Origin of the sequence: Acidovorax sp. 93 (assembly GCF_003633835.1) — a bacterium.
Lineage (GTDB): Bacteria > Pseudomonadota > Gammaproteobacteria > Burkholderiales > Burkholderiaceae_C > Acidovorax > Acidovorax facilis.
Genome location: NZ_RBIT01000001.1, coordinates 506,347 through 522,683, shown reverse-complemented (window position 1 = coordinate 522,683; position 16,337 = coordinate 506,347). Strand labels below are relative to the sequence as shown.

The following is a 16,337-nucleotide window of genomic DNA, read 5'->3' as shown; positions in this document are numbered from 1 at the left end:
AATGGGTGGGGCAACGACCGAACAACAGCAGCTGCTGGGCTCTGCGGGCGCAGCCCAGTGGGAAGTGCCTGCAAAACAACGCAAGCCCCCAGCCGCAAGGGGCGCTCACCCGCGCAGCACAAAGATGACCCGCCACCACCATCCAGCTCAGCCCACCTCCGCAGAAGACGACAGCCTCGGCAAGGCGGCTGCGTTTTGATACTAAAAAACTCTCACAAAGACACCAGCGCCAAACTCGCTCAAAACTTGGGCTTTGCACAAGCGAGATACCTCGCAACTTTCACTGGATGGCAGTTGCGCGCTCGCGCCGTCGTCATCGCTGCTGGGCGGCGACGACCCTCGCGGCACGGCCCATTGTCACCTCTCCTCCCCAGTCCTTTCCGCACCACACCAAAACAGTGCAAAACAACGCACCATTCTTTGGCGCGATTTTTGCTTCAACTTGGTGCAAATCTGGTAGCTAGGCTCGAAACGCACCAGAACAGATCAACCAATCGCGCGAGGACGTTATGGAAGCACTCAAACAGGGCACTGATGCCCTGTTCATTCTTCTGGGGGCCATCATGGTGCTGGCCATGCATGCAGGGTTTGCCTTTCTGGAACTGGGCACGGTTCGTAAAAAGAACCAGGTGAATGCGTTGGTCAAGATCCTGGTGGATTTTTCGGTGTCCACCGTGGTGTATTTTGTGGTGGGCTACAGCGTGGCCTATGGCACGCATTTCTTCGTGGGTGCGGAATCGCTGGCGCAGCAGAACGGCTATGCGTTGGTCAAGTTCTTCTTTTTACTCACCTTTGCGGCTGCCATTCCGGCGATTGTGTCCGGGGGGATCGCGGAGCGGGCCAAGTTCTGGCCCCAGCTGATGGCCACGGCGGTCATTGTGGGGTTTGTCTATCCGTTCTTTGAAGGCATTGCCTGGAACCAGCACTTTGGGGTGCAGGCCTGGATCAAGGGACTGACGGGCGAAGAGTTCCACGACTTTGCGGGCTCCATCGTCGTGCATGCCATGGGCGGGTGGATCGCCCTGCCGGCCGTGATCCTGCTGGGCTCGCGCGCCAACCGCTACCGCAAGGACGGGGCCATCTCTGCCCACCCGCCTTCCAACATCCCGTTTTTGGCGCTGGGCGCCTGGGTGCTGGTGGTGGGATGGTTCGGCTTCAATGTGATGAGCGCACAGACCGTGGACAAGCTCTCCGGCCTGGTGGCCGTGAACTCGCTGATGGCCATGGTGGGCGGCACGTTGGCGGCGTTGGTGCTGGGCAAGAACGACCCGGGCTTCGTGCACAACGGCCCGCTGGCCGGGCTGGTGGCTGTGTGCGCGGGGTCGGACCTGATGCACCCGCTGGGAGCGCTGGTGGTGGGTGCCGTGGCAGGAGCAATCTTTGTGGTGATGTTCACGCTCACCCAGAACCGCTGGAAGATCGATGACGTGCTCGGCGTGTGGCCGTTGCATGGCCTGTGCGGCACATGGGGCGGGCTGGCAGCAGGCATTTTCGGCAGCAAGGCGCTGGGTGGGCTCGGTGGTGTGAGCTTCTCGGCCCAGTTGATCGGCAGCACTCTGGGCGTGGCCTGGGCGCTGGTGGGTGGCCTGGTGGTGTATGGCATTCTCAAGAGCACGGTGGGCCTGCGGCTCACGCAGGAAGAGGAATTTGACGGGGCTGACCTGTCGATCCACAAGATCAGCGCCACGCCAGACCGCGAAGTGAGCTGGTAAGCCCGGTGAGACGCTGAGGAGGCAGCTGCCAGCCTGGGCAGCTACTGTGGCGGAGTTGGCGCCGCGTCTGACAAGCGCGGCCACCGCCACACGGTCACAATCGCGCCATGCTTTTATCGACACCTGCCATTCCAGCGTTTCTGGGCAACACGGCCCGCTACGGCTGGCTGGCGCTTTTGGCCGTCATCGTCGCAGGCGCAACCAGCGGCTGCGCCGGCCTGCCCAAGGACGTGGAGCGGCCAGTGTCGAGCGCCCTGGCCTCCCCCGCAGGGACGCCCCTGGGCCAACTCGTGGAGGATCGCCGGGCATCGGCAGGCGGCCGCCACCCCTCGGGGTTCCTGCTGCTCAGTGGGCCACAGGCAGCCTACAGCAGCCGCCTGGCGCTGGTAGATGCCGCGCAGAAAACGCTGGACCTGCAGTACTACGCCATCCATGCCGACGCCAGCACCGAGCGCCTGCTGCTCAGTGTGGTGGCCGCAGCCCGGCGCGGCGTGCGTGTGCGGGTGCTGCTGGACGATTTTCACAGCGTGGGCCGGGATGCGCAGGTGATGCGCCTGGCCTTTGTGCCCAACATCGAGATGCGCATGTTCAACCCGCTCACCGGGGCACGGGGCTCGCCGCTGGGGCGCATGTTCAGCGCGTTGAGCGACTTTTCGCGGGTGCAGCAGCGCATGCACAACAAGCTCTTCATCGCCGACAACGCCATGGGCGTCACCGGGGGCCGCAACCTGGGGGACGCCTATTTCGGCAATGCCGACTCCGGCAATTTTGTGGACCTGGACGTGCTGGCCGCAGGGCCTGTGGTGCAGGATCTCTCCCGCAGTTTCGACAGCTATTGGAACAACGAGCGCGCCTACCCCGTGCAATCGCTGGTCACGCGGGAGGAACTGGACATTCTGCGCGAGCGCATGCGCAACTCGGATGCCGTGCAGCGCGAGCGTATCGCAGGCCAGGGTGGCGCCCTGGCACCGGACAGCCAGCCCGTGCAAGACGGCCGGCGAACCACCGCCGCCCAGCGTGCGCGCATCTGGGACTACCAGCCCATGGACCTGGCGCAAGCGCAGTTCACATGGGCCCCTGCGGCGGTGCTGGTGGACAAGCCTGCCAAGATTCCGCCCGATGGCACCTCCCTGGCCGCGCTGCCTGAAAAGCCCCCGTCTCGGGCCACCCCCCTCGCCGTCGTGTCGCGGGGCGCTGCGCGTGCGCCAGCCAAGGCCCCCACCGAAGCCCTGACCGTTGCGGCCGGTGCCGCTGCCACCCCCGAATCGTCAGCGTCCAATCCCGCCAACGGCATCCCATCGGCCACTGCAGCAGTGTCTACCCCCGACCCTGCAACTCTTGATGCCCAGACCGATACCGTGGTGGATGGACTGCTGCACCTCATGGGACAGGCGCGGCGCGATCTGCTCATCATTTCGCCCTACTTCGTGCCAGGGCCCGACATGAAGCAGGCCTTTGCAGCCGCACGCGCGCGGGGCGTTCGGGTGCGGGTGCTCACCAACTCGCTGGCCTCCAACGATGCGCCCATTGCCCACGCAGGCTATGCGCGCCACCGGCCCGATCTGCTGGCCATGGGCGTCGAGCTGTACGAAATGCGCAGCGAGCTCACGGGCGTGCTGCGCGGGGCACTGGGCTCCACGGGCAGCACCGGGGGGCGTGATGGGATCAGCGGTGCGGCCAGTTCTGTCGGCAGCTCACGCGCCATGCTGCACTCCAAGATTCTGATCATGGACGGCCGCCTGCTGGTGGTGGGTTCGATGAACCTGGACATCCGCTCGCAGCGGCAGAACACGGAGATCGCGCTGCTGATCCGCAGCAGCGACCTGTCACGCCGCGCCACCACGCAGATCGAAACGGCATTGCGCGAAGCCGCCTGGCATGTGCAGTTGCGCGATGGCGGCCAACTGGTATGGCATGCCCCCGAGGGCAGCGGCCTGCCAGATGCCACCACCGAACCCGATGCCAGCGCGCCACTGCGGCTGATGCTGCAACTGCTGGGCCCGCTGGCGCCGGATCACCTGCTCTAGGGATGGCCTGCATAACTCCCTGGGGTCGGTGATAGCGCGGTCTCGGGCGGTCCGCTGCGTTGCTTTTCTTGCCAATAGCTGGGCTATTGGCTGCAAAAAGACGCCTTGCGGCCATCCCGATCCGCACTACCACTGACTCGCGAGGGTTATGCAGGACATCCCTAGATCAACCCTCGGCTGGCTGCAGTGCATCCACCCATGCGGTGATCGCCCGCTGGTCCGTCATCGTGCGCACGTGCTGGTAGGCGACCTCAGCCTCCGGGAAGCGCCTGCGCAGGAGGTTGAGCCATTGTTTGAACCGACCCGCCCGCTGGCGTGGCTCCAGGTCGTCACACACCAGTTGCCAGAAGGCCGCCAGGTGCGGCAGCAGGTCGGCCCAGGCCACCGTGTCCGCGCCGGGCTGCCCCGCATCCGACGCGCGGATGGCCCGGGCCAGTCCGGGGTCAGCCACCATGCCGCGTCCGAGCATCAGCGCATCGCAGCCCGACACTTCGCGGCAGCGCTGCGCGTCGGCCACGGTCCAGATCTCGCCATTGGCCACCACGGGGATGCCGACCGCCGCGCGGATGGTGGGGATGTGCTCCCAATACGCTGGGGGCCGGTAGCCGTCGGCCTTGGTGCGGGCATGCACCACCAGCTCAGCAGCGCCGCCCGCCTGCATGGCCTGCGCACATTCGCGCATCAGCCCGGTGTCGTTGAAACCCAGGCGCATCTTGGCGGACACGGGCAGGTGCAGAGGCACGGCGCGGCGCACAGCGGCCACCACGGTGGCGATGCGTTCGGGCTCCTGCAGCAGCGCCGCGCCCCCGCCGTGGCGGTTGACAACCTTGGCCGGGCAACCAAAGTTCAGGTCGATCCCCTCGGGCCCCAGCGCCGCCAGGCGTGCGGCGTTCTCAGCCATGCAGACGGGATCAGAGCCCAGCAGCTGCGCACGCACCGGCACACCGGCCAGCGTGCGGCTGCCGTTGTGCAACTCCGGCACGTAGCGCAGAAACACCTTGTCCGGCAGCAGCGTGCCGGTGATGCGGATGAACTCCGAGACGCAGCGGTCCACCCCGCCCACGCGGGTCAGCACATCACGCAGCACAAAATCCAGGAGCCCCTCCATGGGGGCAAGCAGCAAGGTCATCGCGAGAAAGGCCGCTGGGCCCAGCACCCCAGCACAGAGCGCGGCCCGCACACAGCCAAAATATGAATCAAACAGGGCCCTAGAGCTTGATGGATAAGCGCAAGCAGCTATTAAATATATAGCAAATGCCGCTTTTGCAGCCATGCTACGACCAGGGGCAGCCCGCCATTGTGCGGCAGCGAGGTCATCACAGCGTCATGGCGGCTTGCTGCAATCACCGCCATTCACCCGTGAATGGAGACCCCCATGCTGCTACAAAAAACCGAAAAAGCCCGCCTGGAACTCTTGCCCGGCGTCCGCACCCTGAGCCTGCGGGAGCGTTCTCTGCTGCTCCTGGTGGATGGCAAACCGCTGTCCGACTTGCAGGCCATGTACAACGGCATCGGCGCGCAGATTGTCGACAACCTCATGCGCCAGGGTTACCTGGCTGGCCCGGCCGAGCTACCGCCACCCTCCGCCGCGCAAACCGCTGCACACAACAAGCCATCCATCCAGCGCCCGGAGCCCGGCGATGCCCTGCGCTCGCTGGCCGGTGCACGCATGTACCTGTTCGACACCTGCGAGCGTCTGTTTGTGCGCCGCGACCCCGTGCTGGCGCAGCAGTTTCGCGAGGCGTTGCGCGCCGCCAAGGACCGCGCGAGCATGCTGGACGTGGGCGAAGCCATGTTTGAAGAAGTAGCGATGACCGCGGGGGCCGAACGTGCTGCCAGCCTGCGCGAAAGGTTCGAGCAGTTGCTGCCTTCTGCGCCTTCGGCCTCCGAGCCGTTTGACTCGACCCAACCCTCAGCACTGGCTTGAGGGGTAGGTTTTTTGAAACATGACTTGCGCAAAGCGGGGTTCAGGCAAGCGGTTCACCCCATGCCGAGGCGGCTGTTGCATCCCGACTTGCGTAGGTCCTGTGAAAATGATGCCGTGATCAGGCCGCAGCCAGCCGCCACAACGAAGTGACCTCCGCCGCACGGGCAGCGTGCAGGGCGTCACCCGCATCGGCCGCCTTGGCATGGTGCGGCTTCACATCGTGCCGGCCACGCACCACCAGCCCCGCATCGGCAATCCATTCGAGCAGTTGCGCGCGCGGGCGCAGGCCCAGGTGTTCTGCCAAGTCCGACAGGATGAGCCAGCCCTCGCCATCGGGCTCCAGATGGTCGGCCAAACCCGCGAGAAATCCCTTGAGCATGCGGCTGCCTTCGTCGTACACCGCGTGCTCAATGGGCGAGCTGGCGCGCGCGGGCACCCACGGGGGGTTGCACACCACCAGCGGCGCGCGGCCGGGCGGAAACAGGTCGGCCTGCAGCAGCTCGACCTGTGGCATGACACCGAGGCGCTGCAGGTTCTCCCGCGCGCAGGCCAGGGCGCGCGGGTCCTGGTCGGTGGCCACCACGCGCTGCACCCCACGGCGTGCCAGCACGGCAGACAGCACCCCCGTGCCCACACCAATGTCAAAGGCCAATGTCTTGCTAGGCAGAGCCGTGTCGGCCACCAGGCCCACGTATTCGCCGCGCACGGGCGAGAACACGCCGTAGTGCGGGTGGATGCGGTTGAGCGGTGGAGCGCCAAGCGCTGGCACTTCTACACCCTTTTTGCGCCATTCGTGCGCGCCCACCAGGCCCAGCAACTCACGCAGCGTGGCCACCGAGCGCTCGCCCGTGGCCGGGCCCCAGGCCTCTGTGCAGGCCTGGCGCCAATCGGGCGCACGGCGCAGGTCAATGCTGTAGTCGCCTTCGAGCGGGATGAGCACCGACGCCAGCACCCGCGCGCGCTGCGCCTGCGCCTGGCGGTGCAGGTGAAAGGCTTCGGCGGGGGTGGCGGCAGCAGCTTTTTCGGCGGCCTTGGCGGCGGACTTGCGGGGTTTGGCCGATTTGCCCGCCTTGCCGGACTTGGCATCGGCCCGGCGCATCAGCGCCTGCAGCAGCATGCGGGCGTTCTGGAAGTCGCCCTGCCACAGCAGACCTGTGCCTTCACAGGCCATGCGGTAGGCCGTGTCGGCGGCCAAGGTATCGTCGGCGGTGACAACCCGGCGCGGGGCCGGGGCACCGCTCTCGGAGCGCCACTGGGCTTGTTGAATCTGGCCCTGGCGGCTCCATTCGATCATTGAGTGCCTTTGCGTGACTACGCGTTGATGGGGCGCTTCAGGCGCACTTCTTCAATCTTGACGCCCCCCACCACAGCCGTCTTGGCGGTGGAGAGTTCGCGCTTGAAGCCCGCCAGTTCGTGGAACCGGATGGCGCGCTCGTTGCGCAGCGGCACCCACGCCGTAACGTTGGTGCAACCTTCTTCCTGCAGGCCGTCGCGGGCAGCATCCCACAGAGCCAGACCCACGCCTTGGTTCCAGTGGGTAGGTGCGGCGTAGATGGCCCAGATTTCACCAGTGGTGGGGCGGGATTTTTCATCGCGCGAGCGGTCGTAGCCGACAAAACCGACGATCTTCTCGCCGTCCACGGCCACCTGGACCTGGGGCTCGCAATATTCAATGGCCTCGCGCCAGTAAGCCTGGCGCTTTTCGACCGACATGGATTTCAACTGCTCGTCTGGCACCAGCCCTTTGTAGACCTCTTGGGCTGAGACGGTATGGATCTGGGCAATGGCTTTGGCATCGCGAAGCGTGGCGGGACGAACCTGGATACTGGACATGAAAAAACCGAACGAAAACAGGGAAAGAAAAAACGAAAGGACCGGCATTGTCGCCGCAAACGGTTTTTCCCCCTGTCCGGCCCCCTCGCAAACCCTCTGTGGGGCCCTCTCAAATGCCTGTGTACGTAGCATTGCGGCGCCGGTCAAGCGGCTGCCGCTGCGGGCTGCGCCGCAAGCAACACCCAGCAGCGGGCGCCAAGCAGGATCTCAGGCCAGCGCCATGGAGCCCGAGAGCGAAGTCCCCGCCGCACCGGCTGCCGCCGCTGCACGCTGCACCAGCGCGCGCTTGTTGCGGGGGCGCGGCACATGCACGGCAGGAGGCGCGCCGTTGATGGCCGAGAGCCCCAGCACCAGCGTGACGGTGCGCGAACACCCTTCCTCGCGCTCGTCGCTCGCATAGGCACGGTAGCTGCCGTTACCTTGCCCGTGGCGGCGCTGCACCGTGTGGAAAGCCACGCGCACGCCGCTGACGCGGTGGCTCCCGAAAGGCAGCACGCGCAGCCGCGCATCGCAGTCCAGCGCCAGCCCCAGATTGCCATCGCGGTTGATGAGATCGGTGCGGATGGCACGCCATGTCTGCCCCTCGTCCATCGAAAACTGCCAGGTGCCTGCCTGGGCGTCCAGGTGCTCGATCACCACGCCAGCCGACGCCTGCGTGCCCGGGCAGTTATCTTCCACGATCTGGGCCAGCGTGTTGCCCCCCAGCCCCGTGCGGCCCTGCGGCGAAGCGATGGCCCCCGGTCGTCGTTCGCCGTGGTGGCGGGACACATCGGAAGCGGCTGAACCTGGGTGAAGTGCATTGGCAGTCATGGGAAACCCTTTGAAAAACGAAGGTTGCGCATTGATGGATGGTTGGTACGCACCCCCTCAGGTGCTTTTCAATGCTTGACGGAAAGTCTAGAAAGTGCACAACGGAGCGTCCATCGCACAAATGGACTAGTCCGCAACAGTGTGTTGTGCGCAATACTTGCTCATGACTTACGCAAAACAGAGCTCAGGCAAACGGTTCATCCCAAGGCAAGGCGGGTGTTGCATCCCGGTTTGCGCCGGGGCTGTTGCTGTATGACTGCCCGCCTTTTGCTGGTGGACGACCACAACCTGTTTCGCACCGGGCTGCGCCTGATCGTGCAGGACCACCCCCGCGTGGGCACGATTGCCGAGGCGGGCTCGATTGCCGAAGCCTGCGCACTGCAACTGGCCGATGCCGACCTGGTGCTGCTGGACATCCAGCTGCCCGGCATGAGCGGCCTGGACGGGCTGCGCCTGTTGCGCCAGGCCTGCCCCCGGGCGCGCATCGTGCTCGTTTCGGCCAGCGTGGCGCCCGATGCGATCCATGAAGCACGCGCCCGGGGCGCCGATGGTTTCCTGCCCAAATCCGCCAGCGCCGAAGACATCCTGGAGGCCATTTCGTGCGCCTTGTCGGGGCAGCCGTGTTTTCCGATCAACAGCGGCAACAGCGCCACCACGCGCGGGCCGGACACGCCGTCGCTGACCGCTCGCCAGCTCGACGTGCTGTCGCTGCTGTGCACCGGCAAGCCCAACAAGGTCATAGCACGCGACCTGGGCCTGAGCGAAAACACCGTGCGTGTGCACGTGGCGGCCATCTTTGCGCAGCTGGGCGTCAACAGTCGCAGCGCCGCCTTGCTGGCGGCCCAGCGCCTCGGCCTGTCCACCCCCCAGCTCCATGACTCCCTCTGAGGCCCTGCCGGTGCAGCCGGATGCCGCCCAGCCCCCCACCCGCTGGGGATGGCCGGCGTGGGAGCGCGATGAGGTGCTGCGCGAGCAGGTGGCCCTGCTGCGGCACAACTTTCCGATGACGCTGCTCGCATCGCTGGCCACCGCGCTCGGCACGTTGTGGGTCATGGCGCGGGTGGCCGAGCCCCAGGCCATCACGGTGTGGCTGGTGTCCCACGCACTCGTGGTGGCCGGGGTGTACTTCACGCTGCGCAGCATTGCGCCTTTCACCGACCCGGCGCAGCAGGCGGCGCGCAAACTGATCGCCTGCATGTCCGCCATGGGACTGAGCTGGGGCAGCCTGGGGTATGTGGTGCTCTACTGGGGCACCCCCGAAAGTGTCATCTACGCCATCGGCATCATCAGCACAGTGTCGTCGGGCGCACTCGGGCTGGGGGCCCCGCTGTACCGCGCCTATGTCACTTACCTCACCTGTGCCATCGGCGGCGTGATGATGGCGGTGGCGCTGGCTGGCGGGCCTGTGATGTGGCCCGCGCTGTTTCTCACCTGTGTCTACTATGCGCTCACGGGCATGCAGGCGCGCACCGCCGACCGGGCCACACGGCGCAGCATTGCGCTCAAGCTGGAAAACGACCGGCTGGTGAACCAGCTGCGCGCCGAATCGCAACGCGCCCTCGCGGCCCAGGAGGCCGCCGAGAAGGCCGACCGCGACAAATCCCGTTTCCTGGCCGCTGCCAGCCACGACCTGCGCCAGCCCTTGCACGCGATGGGCCTGTTCCTCGAATCGCTGCAGCGCAGCCCGCTCAACGACCACCAGCTCACCGTGCTGGGGCATGCCCATGCCGCCTCGGGCGCGGCGGCCGAGATGCTGACCACCCTGCTCGACTATTCGCGGCTGGAAGCCGGTGTGGTGAAGGTGCGGCCCGATGCCTTTGCCGTGCAGCCGCTGCTGACGGCGCTGGAGCAGGAGTTCGGCGTACAGGCCGACACGGCGGGGCTGGTGTACCGCACGCGGGAGACTTCGGCAGCGGCCTTTGCCGACCGCTCGCTGGTCGGGCTGGTCATGCACAACTTCATCTCCAACGCGCTGCGCTACACCGCCAAAGGCGGTGTGCTGATTGCTTGCCGCACGCGCGGCAAGCGCCTGGCGCTGGAGGTCTGGGACACGGGGCCGGGCATCCCCCGGAGCCAGTGGGACAACATCTTCAAGGAGTTCCACCAGCTCGGAAACCCCGAGCGCGACCGCCGCAAAGGTCTGGGGCTGGGGCTGGCCATCGTGCAGCGACTTGCGCGCGAGATGAACACCTCGGTCGAGGTGCTGTCGCAGCCGGGGCGGGGTTCGGTGTTCCGGCTGTGGCTTGACCGCTGGCAGGGTGCGCTGGAGGACGACACCGCGCCTGCGCCCGATACCGTCAGCCTCGTGGGCCTGAAGGTGCTGGCCATTGACGACGATGAGGCCGTGCGCCTCGGCATGCAATCGTTGCTGCACAGCTGGGGCTGCCAGTGCATCACCGCAGAGTCGAGCGCCGATGCGCTCGAATGCCTGGAAGACATCACACCCGACATCATCATCACGGACTTCCGCCTGCGCCACGAAGAGACCGGCAAGCAGGTGCTGCAGGCCCTGCGCGCCTACCTGGGCACCAGCGTGCCCGCCATCATCATGACGGGCGACACATCCCCCCAGCGCCTGCGCGATGCGCAGTCCACCTCGGCCCTGCTCCTGCACAAGCCGGTGTCCACCGGCCAGCTGCGCGATGCCATGGTGCAGCTGATCACCCAGCCGCAGCCCGTGCCACCGGACAGCATGCCGCAGGACGACGACGAGGGGACGGCTACAACCAGCGCCGCAGCATCCCCATGACCTGGTCAAACCGGGCGCCATAGGGAGGGTAGAACAGCGAGCCCATGGACCAGCGCGACTGCACCAGCACCGACTTCTGGTGGCAAAAACGCAGGAAGCCTTGCTCGCCGTGGTAGGCGCCCCAGCCGCTGTCGCCCACACCACCAAAGGGCAGGTTGTCGTGCGCAATGTGCATCAGCGTGTCGTTCACCGTCACGCCGCCGCTCACGGTGCGGCGCAGCACATCGTCGCGCACGGCCTCGCTCTGGCCAAACCAGTACAGCGCCAGCGGGCGCGGCCCGGCATTAATGTGGGCGATGGCATCGTCCAGCCGTTCGTAAGAGATCACGGGCAGGATGGGGCCAAAAATCTCTTCCTGCATGAGCTGCATCTGCGACGTAGCGCCAAACACCAGCGTGGGCAGCATCTGGCGGCTGGCGCCGTCGCCCAGGGTGCCCACCGTGTTCACAACGGGCTTGCCAGCAGCGGGGTCAATGGTCTGCACTTCGGCCCCCTGCGTCTGTGCCTGCTGCAGCATGGTGCGCAGGCGGGCGTGGTGGCGCGGCGTGATGATGGACGCGTAGTCAGCGTTGCCCTCGATGGTGGGGAACAGCCGCGCTACCGCGGCCCGGTAGGCCTGCGCAAACTCGCCCTCGCGGCCGCGCGGCAGCAGCACATAGTCGGGAGCAATGCAGGTTTGCCCCGCATTGAGCAGCTTGCCGTGCGCAATCTTGAGCGCCGCATCCGCCATGTCGCAGTGGCCGTCGATGATGCAGGGCGACTTGCCACCCAGCTCCAGCGTGGTGGGTGTCAGGTTCTGCGCCGCCGCTTGGGCCACCTTGCGGCCCACGGCGGTCGAGCCGGTAAACACCAGATGATCGAACGGCAGGGAGGCAAACAGGGCCGACAGGTTGGCATCGCCCTGCACCACACAGAACTCGTCGGGTGAAAAAAACTGGGCCACCAGCAACGCCAGCTGGGCCGAGGTGTGGGGTGTCAGCTCGCTGGGCTTGAGCATCACGCGGTTGCCCGCCGCCAGCGCCGTGATGGCGGGCGCCAGGGCCAGCTGCACTGGGTAGTTCCACGGGGCAATCACGCCCACAACGCCCAGCGGCTGGCGCTGGATGTGCGCACTGGCGGGCTGCAGGAAGATAGGCGTGCGAACCTTGCGGGGCTTCATCCACTTCGCCAGGTGACTCAGCGTATGCGACAGCAGAGTGCGCAGCACAAAGAAGTCGGCCACCTCGGTCAGGCGTGGCGAGCGCATTCCAAAGTCGGCCTGCACGGCCGCTGCCAGCACCGGGCCATGCTCATTGAGCATCTTGGAGATGCGCAGCAGCCGCTCGCGGCGCACCAGCAGCGGCACATCCACATGCGCGCGGCTGGCCTGGCGTTGAAGATCGAAATGGGCGTGGATATCGGCGGGTGTCATGGTTGGATCATAGAAGACACCCCGACAGGCGCGTCACGAAAAAAGCAGAGGCGACACCGGTGCAGGTTCCCTGTGGCTCCGCGCTGGATGGGGCATGGTGCGGGGCAGCGCCCGGTCAGAAGCGCCCCCTTCAGCGCACTTCGCGCGCCTCGACGTCGGTGACCTCAGCGGCGCCAGGCAGGATGCCACCTCGGCGCGATGCTGCGGTCTCTTCGCTGGCGTCAGGCGCCGCTGGCGCGGCGCCACGGCGGCCTGCGGACCAGCGCTCGGTAGAGCGAAACACCGTGCTGAAGCCCGTGCGCGGGTCCATGCGCATGACCCACGGGGTCACGGGGCGGCCAGTCAGGCGAGCCCAGCCCGCGCGCAACGCCCAGACCAGCGCGAGCACCATCACCGCCACCAGCAGGCTGGCAAACAGCACCAAGCCCATGGCGACGACCACTACCCGCAGCAAAAGGCGCACAACGCCCGCAACAAAATCATTCAAACGTCACCTCTCCTTCACATCTGGGAAGAGGGGAAAAGGGGTTACCCCCTTCTCCCCTGGTCCCGATCAACCCTGCGGCGCGGCGCTGAACTGGAACACCCCCGGTTCCAGCACCGGGTTCACGCTCACAGCGATCACGCTCTTGGGAGGAAACTGTCCCTCCAAGAGCAGCTTGGACAGCGGGTTCTCAATGCGCTGTTGGATCGCCCGCTTGAGCGGCCGCGCACCAAACACCGGGTCGAACCCCACCTTGGCCAATTCTGCCAAGGCAGCATCGGACACCTGCAACTCCAAATCCATCTTCGCCAGCCGGGTTTGCAGCAGTTGCAGCTGGATCTTGGCGATCGAGGCAATGTGCTGCGCATCGAGCGCGTGGAACACCACGGTCTCGTCGATGCGGTTCAAAAACTCGGGCCGGAAGTGGTTCTTGAGCTCGCCCCACACCGCTTCCTTGATGTCGTCCGAGTCCTGTCCCACCATGGCCTGGATCAGGTGCGAGCCGATGTTGCTCGTCATCACGATCACCGTGTTCTTGAAGTCCACGGTGCGGCCCTGTCCGTCCGTCAGGCGGCCATCGTCCAGCACCTGCAGCAGCACGTTGAACACATCTGGGTGGGCCTTTTCCACCTCGTCGAGCAGCAGCACGCTGTAGGGCTTGCGGCGCACGGCCTCGGTCAGGTAACCGCCTTCTTCATAGCCCACGTAACCGGGCGGCGCGCCGATCAGGCGGGCCACGGAGTGCTTCTCCATGAACTCGCTCATGTCGATGCGGATCAGGTGGTCTTCGCTGTCGAACAAAAAGCCCGCCAGCGCCTTGCACAGCTCGGTCTTGCCCACGCCCGTGGGGCCGAGGAACAGGAACGAGCCCGTGGGCCGGTTGGGATCAGACAGGCCCGAGCGCGAGCGGCGGATGGCATTGGCCACCGCAGCAATCGCCTCTTGCTGGCCCACCACGCGCTCGTGCAGCTTGGTCTCCATCTGCAAGAGCTTGTCCTTTTCGCCTTGCATCATCTTGGCCACGGGAATGCCCGTGGCGCGGCTCACCACCTCGGCGATTTCTTCGGCACCGACTTGTGTGCGGAGCAGGCGGCGCGCGGCAGGGGCGCCGTCCTTGCCCGCCTCTTGCGCCTGCGCTTCCTTCAGCTGCTTTTCCAGCTCGGGCAGCTTGCCGTACTGCAGTTCGGCCACCTTGTTGAAGTCGCCCTTGCGGGTGAACTCCTCGATCTGGAACTTGAGCTTGTCGATGGCCTCGCGCACATGGGCGCTGCCCTGCGCCTGGGCTTTTTCGGACTGCCAGATTTCGTCGTAATCGGCGATTTCCTTTTGCAGCTTGGTGATCTCTTCCTCGATCAGCGCAAAGCGTTTTTGCGAGGACTCATCCTTCTCGCGGCGCACCGCTTCGCGCTCGATCTGCAGCTGGATCAGGCGGCGGTCGAGCTTGTCCATCACCTCGGGCTTGGAGTCCATCTCGATCTTGATCTTGGACGCGGCCTCGTCGATCAGGTCGATCGCCTTGTCGGGCAAAAACCGGTCGGTGATGTAGCGATGGCTCAGCTCGGCCGCAGCCACGATGGCCGGGTCGGTGATGTCCACGCCGTGGTGCACTTCGTACTTTTCCTGCAGGCCGCGCAGGATGGCGATGGTGGCCTCCACCGTGGGCTCGCCCACCAGAATCTTCTGAAAGCGGCGCTCCAGCGCTGCGTCTTTTTCGATGTACTTGCGGTATTCGTCCAGCGTGGTGGCACCCACGCAGTGCAACTCGCCACGGGCCAGCGCGGGCTTGAGCATGTTGCCCGCGTCCATCGCGCCTTCGCCCTTGCCAGCGCCCACCATGGTGTGCAACTCGTCGATGAAGACGATGGTCTGGCCTTCATCCTTGGCCAGCTCGTTCAGCACGCTTTTGAGGCGCTCTTCAAACTCGCCGCGGAACTTGGCGCCTGCGAGCAACGCAGCCATGTCGAGCGACAGCACGCGCTTGCCCTTGAGGCTCTCGGGCACCTCTCCCGCCACAATGCGCTGGGCCAGGCCTTCGACGATGGCGGTCTTGCCCACGCCGGGCTCGCCGATGAGCACGGGGTTGTTCTTGGTGCGGCGCTGCAGCACCTGGATGGCGCGGCGGATTTCATCGTCGCGCCCGATCACGGGGTCGAGCTTGCCCATGCGCGCGCGCTCGGTCAGGTCCAGGCAGTATTTGGCCAGCGCGCCACGCTGGCCTTCGGCCTCGGCGCTGTCCATCTTCTGGCCGCCGCGCACGGCCTCAATCGCAGCCTCCAGGCTCTTGCGCGTGAGGCCGTTGTCCTTGGCGATCTTGGCGGCTTCGCCCTTGCTATCGATCACGGCCAGCAAAAACAGCTCGCTGGCAATGAACTGGTCGCCGCGCTTGATGGCCTCTTTCTCCGTGGCCTGCAGCACGCGGCCCAGCTCGGGGCCGCCCTGCACTTGGTCGTTGCCCTGTACCTGGGGCAGACGCTTGACGGCGGCTTCCGCCGCTGCCAGCAGGCCGGGCACGTTGGCGCCCGCACGCTGCAGCAGCGCCTTGGGTCCGTCGTCCTGCTTGAGCATGGCCACGAGCATGTGCACGGGCTCGATGTAGGCGTGGTCGTTGCCCAGCGCAATGCTCTGTGCATCGCTCAGGGCTTCCTGGAACTTGGTGGTGAATTTGTCGAGACGCATGGTGGATGTCCTCCGAATTGCGCTGCACTTGGGGCAAATCTTCTGGAATTTCAAGACGACGCCCCAGCGCAGGCCTTGCGCCAGATCAATCTTCGCCCAGGCGCCCTGATGCCTTGAACCGATTCATTTGATCACCGCCGGCTCAGACCGCCTGCGCCGAGCCCGCAAAGCAAAAAAGCGCAGGCGGAATACCGCCTGCGCTTTTTTCAGGGTCCGCGAGAAATTACTTGGCGGGAACGACGATCACGGTATCGCCCTTTTTGCCATCGGCTCCAGTATCGCCCGTGGCACCGGTAGCGCCAGTGGAACCCTTGGCACCGTCATAACCGGGAGCACCCGAAGAACCGGTAGCGCCAGTGGCACCCGTTTCGCCCGCAGGGCCTGGAACGGCCACCGTGGCACCGGTCGAGCCGGTTGCGCCCGTGGCGCCAGCAGGGCCTGCCGGGCCCGGGACCACGACCACGGGGGCAGTAGCGGGAGGGGTCACAACCGTTTTCTCGCAAGCGGCAAGACCAAAAGTAACGATAAGTGCAGCGAGCAGCAGGGATTTTTTCATGGGAAGCCTTGTAGGAGATGAAGCGCACGCGAAGATGAAACTGTGCGGAGAGTTTCTTTCTGGCTGCAACTGTGGCGTTCAACAGTCACTGCCAGCGGTAGCGCTAATTTATCGAGCCCCCCGTGCCGCCTTGTAGGACGGCCCGACGACTG

Annotated in this window: 13 protein-coding genes; 5 read left to right on the top strand and 8 right to left on the bottom strand. The window is 65.8% G+C overall.

Annotated elements, in window-relative coordinates; genetic code table 11:
• Positions 1–509 precede the first annotated feature (509 nt).
• Together C8C93_RS02380 and C8C93_RS02375 are read left to right on the top strand one after the other, a co-directional pair.
• On the top strand, positions 510–1,712 hold the full coding sequence (locus C8C93_RS02380) for an ammonium transporter (RefSeq protein WP_121505795.1): 1,203 nt from the start codon (positions 510–512) through the stop codon (positions 1,710–1,712).
• Positions 1,713–1,819: 107 nt separating this feature from the next.
• Positions 1,820–3,739, top strand: coding sequence for a phospholipase D family protein (locus tag C8C93_RS02375; protein ID WP_121505794.1), 1,920 nt, complete (start codon positions 1,820–1,822; stop codon positions 3,737–3,739).
• A 166-nt stretch (positions 3,740–3,905) separates the two neighbouring features.
• On the opposite strand, the gene C8C93_RS02370 is transcribed toward C8C93_RS02375, so the two are convergent.
• Positions 3,906–4,868, bottom strand: coding sequence for a tRNA-dihydrouridine synthase (locus C8C93_RS02370; protein ID WP_121508622.1), 963 nt, complete (start codon positions 4,866–4,868; stop codon positions 3,906–3,908).
• 246 nt (positions 4,869–5,114) lie between these two features.
• Here C8C93_RS02370 and C8C93_RS02365 point away from each other — a divergent pair, with 246 nt between their 5' ends.
• Positions 5,115–5,666: a hypothetical protein gene (locus tag C8C93_RS02365; RefSeq protein ID WP_121422805.1), complete on the top strand. Its 552-nt coding sequence runs from the start codon at positions 5,115–5,117 to the stop codon at positions 5,664–5,666.
• Positions 5,667–5,784: 118 nt separating this feature from the next.
• Here the strand turns inward: C8C93_RS02365 and C8C93_RS02360 are convergent, their stop codons facing one another.
• From C8C93_RS02360 to C8C93_RS02350, 3 genes are all read right to left on the bottom strand, one after another.
• Complete coding sequence (locus C8C93_RS02360) at positions 5,785–6,960, bottom strand: class I SAM-dependent methyltransferase (RefSeq protein WP_121505793.1); 1,176 nt, start codon at positions 6,958–6,960, stop codon at positions 5,785–5,787.
• A 17-nt stretch (positions 6,961–6,977) separates the two neighbouring features.
• Positions 6,978–7,499, bottom strand: coding sequence for a GNAT family N-acetyltransferase (locus C8C93_RS02355; protein ID WP_055393295.1), 522 nt, complete (start codon positions 7,497–7,499; stop codon positions 6,978–6,980).
• 207 nt (positions 7,500–7,706) lie between these two features.
• A complete protein-coding gene (locus tag C8C93_RS02350) occupies positions 7,707–8,309 on the bottom strand; it encodes a hypothetical protein (protein ID WP_121505792.1) in 603 nt (200 codons plus the stop codon).
• 252 nt (positions 8,310–8,561) lie between these two features.
• On the opposite strand from C8C93_RS02350, the gene C8C93_RS02345 reads away from it, so the two are divergent.
• Both C8C93_RS02345 and C8C93_RS02340 read left to right on the top strand, forming a co-directional pair.
• Positions 8,562–9,197 (top strand): response regulator transcription factor, encoded by a 636-nt coding sequence (locus tag C8C93_RS02345; protein WP_055393190.1) that lies wholly within the window; start codon positions 8,562–8,564, stop codon positions 9,195–9,197.
• Positions 9,184–11,058, top strand: a complete 1,875-nt coding sequence (locus C8C93_RS02340) for a hybrid sensor histidine kinase/response regulator (RefSeq protein WP_121505791.1) — start codon at positions 9,184–9,186, stop codon at positions 11,056–11,058. The genes C8C93_RS02345 and C8C93_RS02340 overlap by 14 nt, the downstream gene beginning before the upstream one ends.
• On the opposite strand, the gene C8C93_RS02335 is transcribed toward C8C93_RS02340, so the two are convergent.
• From C8C93_RS02335 to C8C93_RS02320, 4 genes are all read right to left on the bottom strand, one after another.
• Positions 11,030–12,469 carry a coniferyl aldehyde dehydrogenase gene (locus C8C93_RS02335; protein ID WP_121420726.1) on the bottom strand — a complete coding sequence of 480 codons (1,440 nt, stop codon included), beginning with the start codon at positions 12,467–12,469 and terminating at the stop codon, positions 11,030–11,032. The genes C8C93_RS02340 and C8C93_RS02335 overlap by 29 nt on opposite strands.
• Positions 12,470–12,599: 130 nt before the next feature.
• Complete coding sequence (locus C8C93_RS02330) at positions 12,600–12,956, bottom strand: hypothetical protein (protein WP_121505790.1); 357 nt, start codon at positions 12,954–12,956, stop codon at positions 12,600–12,602.
• A 66-nt stretch (positions 12,957–13,022) separates the two neighbouring features.
• The gene (gene clpB, locus C8C93_RS02325; protein ID WP_121505789.1) at positions 13,023–15,629 is read right to left on the bottom strand and encodes an ATP-dependent chaperone ClpB; all 2,607 of its coding nucleotides are present in this window, start codon (positions 15,627–15,629) and stop codon (positions 13,023–13,025) included.
• A gap of 223 nt (positions 15,630–15,852) precedes the next feature.
• Complete coding sequence (locus C8C93_RS02320) at positions 15,853–16,185, bottom strand: collagen-like protein (RefSeq protein ID WP_121420727.1); 333 nt, start codon at positions 16,183–16,185, stop codon at positions 15,853–15,855.
• Between the last annotated feature and the right edge of the window lie 152 nt (positions 16,186–16,337).